Consider the following 4,478-nt stretch of genomic DNA (forward strand, 5'->3'; position numbering starts at 1 on the left):
ACCACGCCGCATCCCTGCCTTCGCGCGCACTGATGCCGCTTTTGCCTCGGCGCGGGCGCGATCATGCGTCACGCGGGCATAGATGCGGTCCCGGTGCTCATGCGCGTCAATCGCGTCCAGATAGACCTCGGCCAAGGCTATTGGATCAATTTCGCCCGCGCCAATTGCACGGCCCAGATCCGCCGCAGTCATCCATCGCCATTCTTGCATGTCATTCTCCTGTTCGTCGTCACGGTAGCGGCCAAGCAGCGCATGGACAATCCCGTCCTGACACGCATATTGCGGGGTATGAAAACAGATCTCATCATTGTGGGCGGCGGGCTCAATGGGCCGGCCCTGGCACTGGCGACAGCGCAGGCGGGATTTACCGTCACCATTATCGACAGCCTGCCCTTGGACACCCGGAAACGGGTGGGTTTTGACGGGCGCAGCTATGCGCTGGCGTTGGCATCCAAACGGCTTTTGGGCGGCATCGGCATTTGGCCCCGGATCGCCGAGAACGCCCAGCCGATGCTGGAAATCAAAGTCACAGACGGGCGTGCCGGCGAAGGGCCATCCCCTTGGATGATGCATTTTGACCACGCGGAAATCGAAGAAGGCCCAATGGGCTTTATGGTCGAAGACCGCCACCTGCGGCGCGCGTTTCTTGATGCCATGGCAAAAGACGACCGGATTACGCATCTGTCCGGCGAAACCGTTGTCGCGCAATCGGTTGATGCAGGCGGCGTGCAGGTCACACTGGCCTCCGGCACGCAGATCAGCGGCAAGGTGCTTATCGGGTCGGACGGGCGCAAGAGCGGCACCGCCGAACGTGCAGGCATCAAGCGCACAGGCTGGGGTTATGGGCAGACGGCAGTTGTGTGTGCCGTCAAACATGACAAACCTCATGGCGGCATCGCGCATCAGTTCTTTATGCCCGCAGGCCCGCTTGCCATATTGCCCCTGACCAAAAACCGCAGTTCGATTGTCTGGAGCGAAAGCGACGCCCGCGCACAGGCGCTGATGGCGATGGACGACGCAGACTTTCTTAACGCCCTCCGCCCCGCGTTCGGCAGCTTTCTCGGGCAGATCAACCTAACCGGTGCACGTTTCAGCTATCCTTTGGGGCTGACGCTGGCGAATAGTTTCATCGCAGACCGCACCGCATTGATCGGCGACGCGGCACATGGTGTGCACCCGATTGCGGGCCAAGGCCTGAACGCCGGTCTGCGTGATGTGGCGGCTTTGGCCGAGGTGCTGGAAAGCGCGCGCGCACGTGGCGAAGACATCGGCGGCGCGCAAACGCTGGCGCGGTATCAGACATGGCGGCGGTTCGACACGGCAACGCTGGCGCTGGCCACCGACACGTTCAACAGGCTCTTTTCCAACGACAACCCGCTGCTTCGTGCCGCCCGCGATATCGGCATGGGTCTGGTCAATGCAGCACCGGGATTGCGGCGCAGTTTTATCCGCGAAGCAGCAGGCCTGACCGGTGATTTACCGCGACTGATGCGCTGATCTGGGGTAGGTGTTGCGCTAAACGGCGATGGTGAAGATCAAATGCAAGTAGAGTGGTTGCCAAATTCAAGCGCGCTGACGGACGAGGCCGCGAAAAAGGTTGCAGTCACGGTCCCCTCTATCGTCAGCCTGCTCGCCGATCTGAAAACCCGTTTTGAAAGGGGGCAAGGTTTTGCCCTCGCCACGCTAAATCTCGATCACGTTGTAAAATTGCGCGATGACCCCGCGTTTCGGACAGCATATCTTGCACACAGCCATGTCACGGCAGATGGCAACCCGATTGTTTGGATGTCGCGTATTGCGGGTGCGCCCGTCGACCTGATGCCAGGCGCAGACCTGATTGCACCTCTTTGCGACCTGGCTGCCGCCACGAAAGTGCGTGTGGCGCTTTTGGGCAGCACAGAGGAAACGCTGACAGCAGCGGCCCGCGCGCTGATGGCCCGCCACCACGGTCTAGAGGTTGTTCTATGCATGTCCCCCCCGATGGGTTTTGATCCGTCAGGCAGCCTTGCTGACAGCTACATTTCGCAACTCGCTGATGCCGACATCGGTTTGTGCTTCCTCGCCCTCGGCGCGCCCAAACAAGAGCTATTCGCCGCGCATGCGGTATCAAAAATTGACACCGTCGGGTTTGTGTCCATCGGCGCTGGATTGGATTTCATTGCAGGGACACAACATCGCGCGCCAAAAATCATTCGTCTTATTGCGGCCGAATGGGTGTGGCGGCTCTTAACCAACCCAAGGCGGCTTGGCCTGCGCTACGCGCGGTGCATTGCTGTGATGCCGCTACTGTTTTGGTCAGCGCTGATGGCGCGTTTGAGGTCTAGGCGCGCGTCGAGGTGAAAGTCCACAAATCGCTTGGAATGTTAGTTTCGCCTGAGCTTCCCGCAGAGGCTTCAAAGAACTGGAATGGTTTTTGCCTTCGAATGTTGGTTCTAGCCATTATTTGCAGTGATAACTACGTGCATTTAGCCAGAACTGCGCATGCGGCTTAGGGAGATGCCCAGCCGCTAATGTTTCTGTTGCGCAACGCCGCGCAGAAATAGTACTTCTTGGCCGTACTGAATTTGGTCTATTGTAGTCGCATCCTGTCCGAAGGTAGGTCAGCTTTTTCGCGATGCAAAAAACAGCAGCAAGGTATGAGCGCATCTAATGCTTACGGTCATCATCCCCAGCCACAATGAGGAGAGCAGTATTGCCGAGTGTCTCGATGCAATAATGGCTCAATCCGGGATACCCGACGGCCATGCCATTCAGATCATCGTTGCGGCCAACGGTTGCCACGATCGCACGGTCGCACTCGCCAAAGAAAAGGCTGCTGCCTTGCAGGAGCGGGGATTTGATCTTATCGTGCTGGATATCGCGCAAGGCAACAAGATGAATGCCCTGAACCAAGCTGAAAGAGTTGCCCACTATGAAACGCGCGCATACTTAGATGCGGACGTAATCTTGAGCAAACAAGTCCTCGTAGAGCTTATAGACATTCTATCGGCGGACGAGCCGCGCTATGCAAGCGGAACAGTCTGCATCCCACGCCCCACAAGCATGATCAGTCGTGCCTTTGCGAAAGTCTGGACAAAGCTTCCGTTCTTCCGAGAGGGTGTGCCAGGTATCGGGTTATATGCATTGAGTGCCAAAGGCCGTGCGCGTTGGGGAGAGTTTCCGGCAATCTACGCTGATGATCGTTTTGTGCGTCTGCAATTTGCGCCCCATGAGCGGTTCAAAACTGAAGCAACCTACGACTGGCCATTGCCCGAGGGGTTTGGCAATTTGGTGCATGTGCGACACCGCTGGCGCGAGGGAAATTTAGAGCTGGCCAAACAATATCCAGAATTGCTCGAGAATGACGGTCAACGCAACAAGACACTGAGCAATGTTTGGGGGCTTTTCACGACACCATTTTCATCGGCGATTTATGTACTGATCTTTATGGTGAGCAATTTCCGCGCCAAACGCTCTGCCAATAGTGAAGTCTTTGTCTGGCGCCGAGGTCGAGACTGATCTGTGCATTTGAACCAGCTTCAACGAACCTTTGATTGTTGACGCAGAAACAGAAGAGCATTTCCCGCAATCATCGCGATCCCACCAAGCTCCATGGCCCAGTTCATTCTTACGTTAGCTATTTCATATCCTATGAAACGATCAAAATGGTGAAAACCCGCTGCGCGGACGGCAATGAAGCTGCAGAGGAATCCAAGGCCAATCAGGGCGAGCCAATTTTGTGCAAGGTTGTGCCGCATTGTGACAGCAAAAACCATTGAAAGCACGAGACCGGCTGTCGCCACAAAGACAATAAAGATAAGCTGTACGGCCGCCCGATCTTCGTACCAACCTTGGGCCAATGCCAGACAACGCCCAGCCGCAGTCAAAGCTGATTGCAGATCAAGCTGCTTGTTAATTGATAGAGCGAACAAAAGAACACAGAGCACGGACCAGAACACGCGCATCCTACCCCTTTGGTTCGTCATCACGAGTAAAGACATTCCACCTGTTAAGACATAGGCCACAACGGTAAACCAACCCATCACTGTAGGATCACCTATCTCAGGCAACCAGCTTGTGTTGATGCAGGCTGCAAGCTCCGCAAGTGTCATCTGAGGCCAATCATATTGCGCGTTTCGGCAACAAAGCGTTACCAAAGACAGTCGGGGAATACCGGTTGATTAGTAGCTTGATTGGTTTTTGTTAGCTAGGGCAATACCGTGGCATTCACGACCAAATTTGTTGCGCTAGCGCTTAAAACAGTGCTGTATTGCGAATGACTGCTCCCCTGTGAGTCCCCGATTATGAGTTAGCTCTGTTCAGGTTTTGGTCTTTCTTTGACCGGTTAGCATATTCCCACGGTGTCATGCCAGCGAGGCTTGAGTGTGGGCGGTGGTGGTTGAAGTCGTCGCGCCATGCCGCCACCAAATTGCGGGCATGGCGCAAGCTGTCGAACAGGTGCTCGTTCAGCAGTTCATCGCGCATGCGACCGTTGAATG

Annotated in this window: 5 protein-coding genes and 1 pseudogene; 3 read left to right on the forward strand and 3 right to left on the reverse strand. The window is 56.0% G+C overall.

Going from position 1 to position 4,478, the window contains the following annotated elements; genetic code table 11:
- Positions 1-210: pseudogene (locus tag VGP75_RS03020) on the reverse strand (amidase); the annotation flags it as partial.
- Positions 211-252: 42 nt separating this feature from the next.
- Between VGP75_RS03020 and VGP75_RS03025 the strand changes: the two are divergent.
- The 3 genes from VGP75_RS03025 to VGP75_RS03035 all read left to right on the forward strand — a co-directional run bounded on the left by VGP75_RS03025 (position 253) and on the right by VGP75_RS03035 (position 3,498).
- A complete protein-coding gene (locus VGP75_RS03025; RefSeq protein ID WP_327542244.1) occupies positions 253-1,497 on the forward strand; it encodes a UbiH/UbiF/VisC/COQ6 family ubiquinone biosynthesis hydroxylase in 1,245 nt (414 codons plus the stop codon).
- Positions 1,498-1,539: 42 nt separating this feature from the next.
- Positions 1,540-2,340 (forward strand): WecB/TagA/CpsF family glycosyltransferase, encoded by an 801-nt coding sequence (locus VGP75_RS03030; protein WP_327542245.1) that lies wholly within the window; start codon positions 1,540-1,542, stop codon positions 2,338-2,340.
- Positions 2,341-2,649: 309 nt separating this feature from the next.
- On the forward strand, positions 2,650-3,498 hold the full coding sequence (locus VGP75_RS03035; protein WP_327542246.1) for a glycosyltransferase family 2 protein: 849 nt from the start codon (positions 2,650-2,652) through the stop codon (positions 3,496-3,498).
- Positions 3,499-3,518: 20 nt separating this feature from the next.
- Here VGP75_RS03035 and VGP75_RS03040 read toward each other — a convergent pair whose 3' ends face one another.
- Positions 3,519-4,091 (reverse strand): isopropylmalate isomerase, encoded by a 573-nt coding sequence (locus tag VGP75_RS03040; protein WP_327542247.1) that lies wholly within the window; start codon positions 4,089-4,091, stop codon positions 3,519-3,521.
- Between the two features lie 190 nt (positions 4,092-4,281).
- The coding region (locus tag VGP75_RS03045; RefSeq protein WP_327542248.1) for an integrase core domain-containing protein at positions 4,282-4,478 on the reverse strand (197 nt) is incomplete at its 5' end.

The sequence above is a fragment of the Yoonia sp. genome (genome assembly GCF_036007805.1).
In the GTDB taxonomy this organism is placed as follows: domain Bacteria; phylum Pseudomonadota; class Alphaproteobacteria; order Rhodobacterales; family Rhodobacteraceae; genus Yoonia.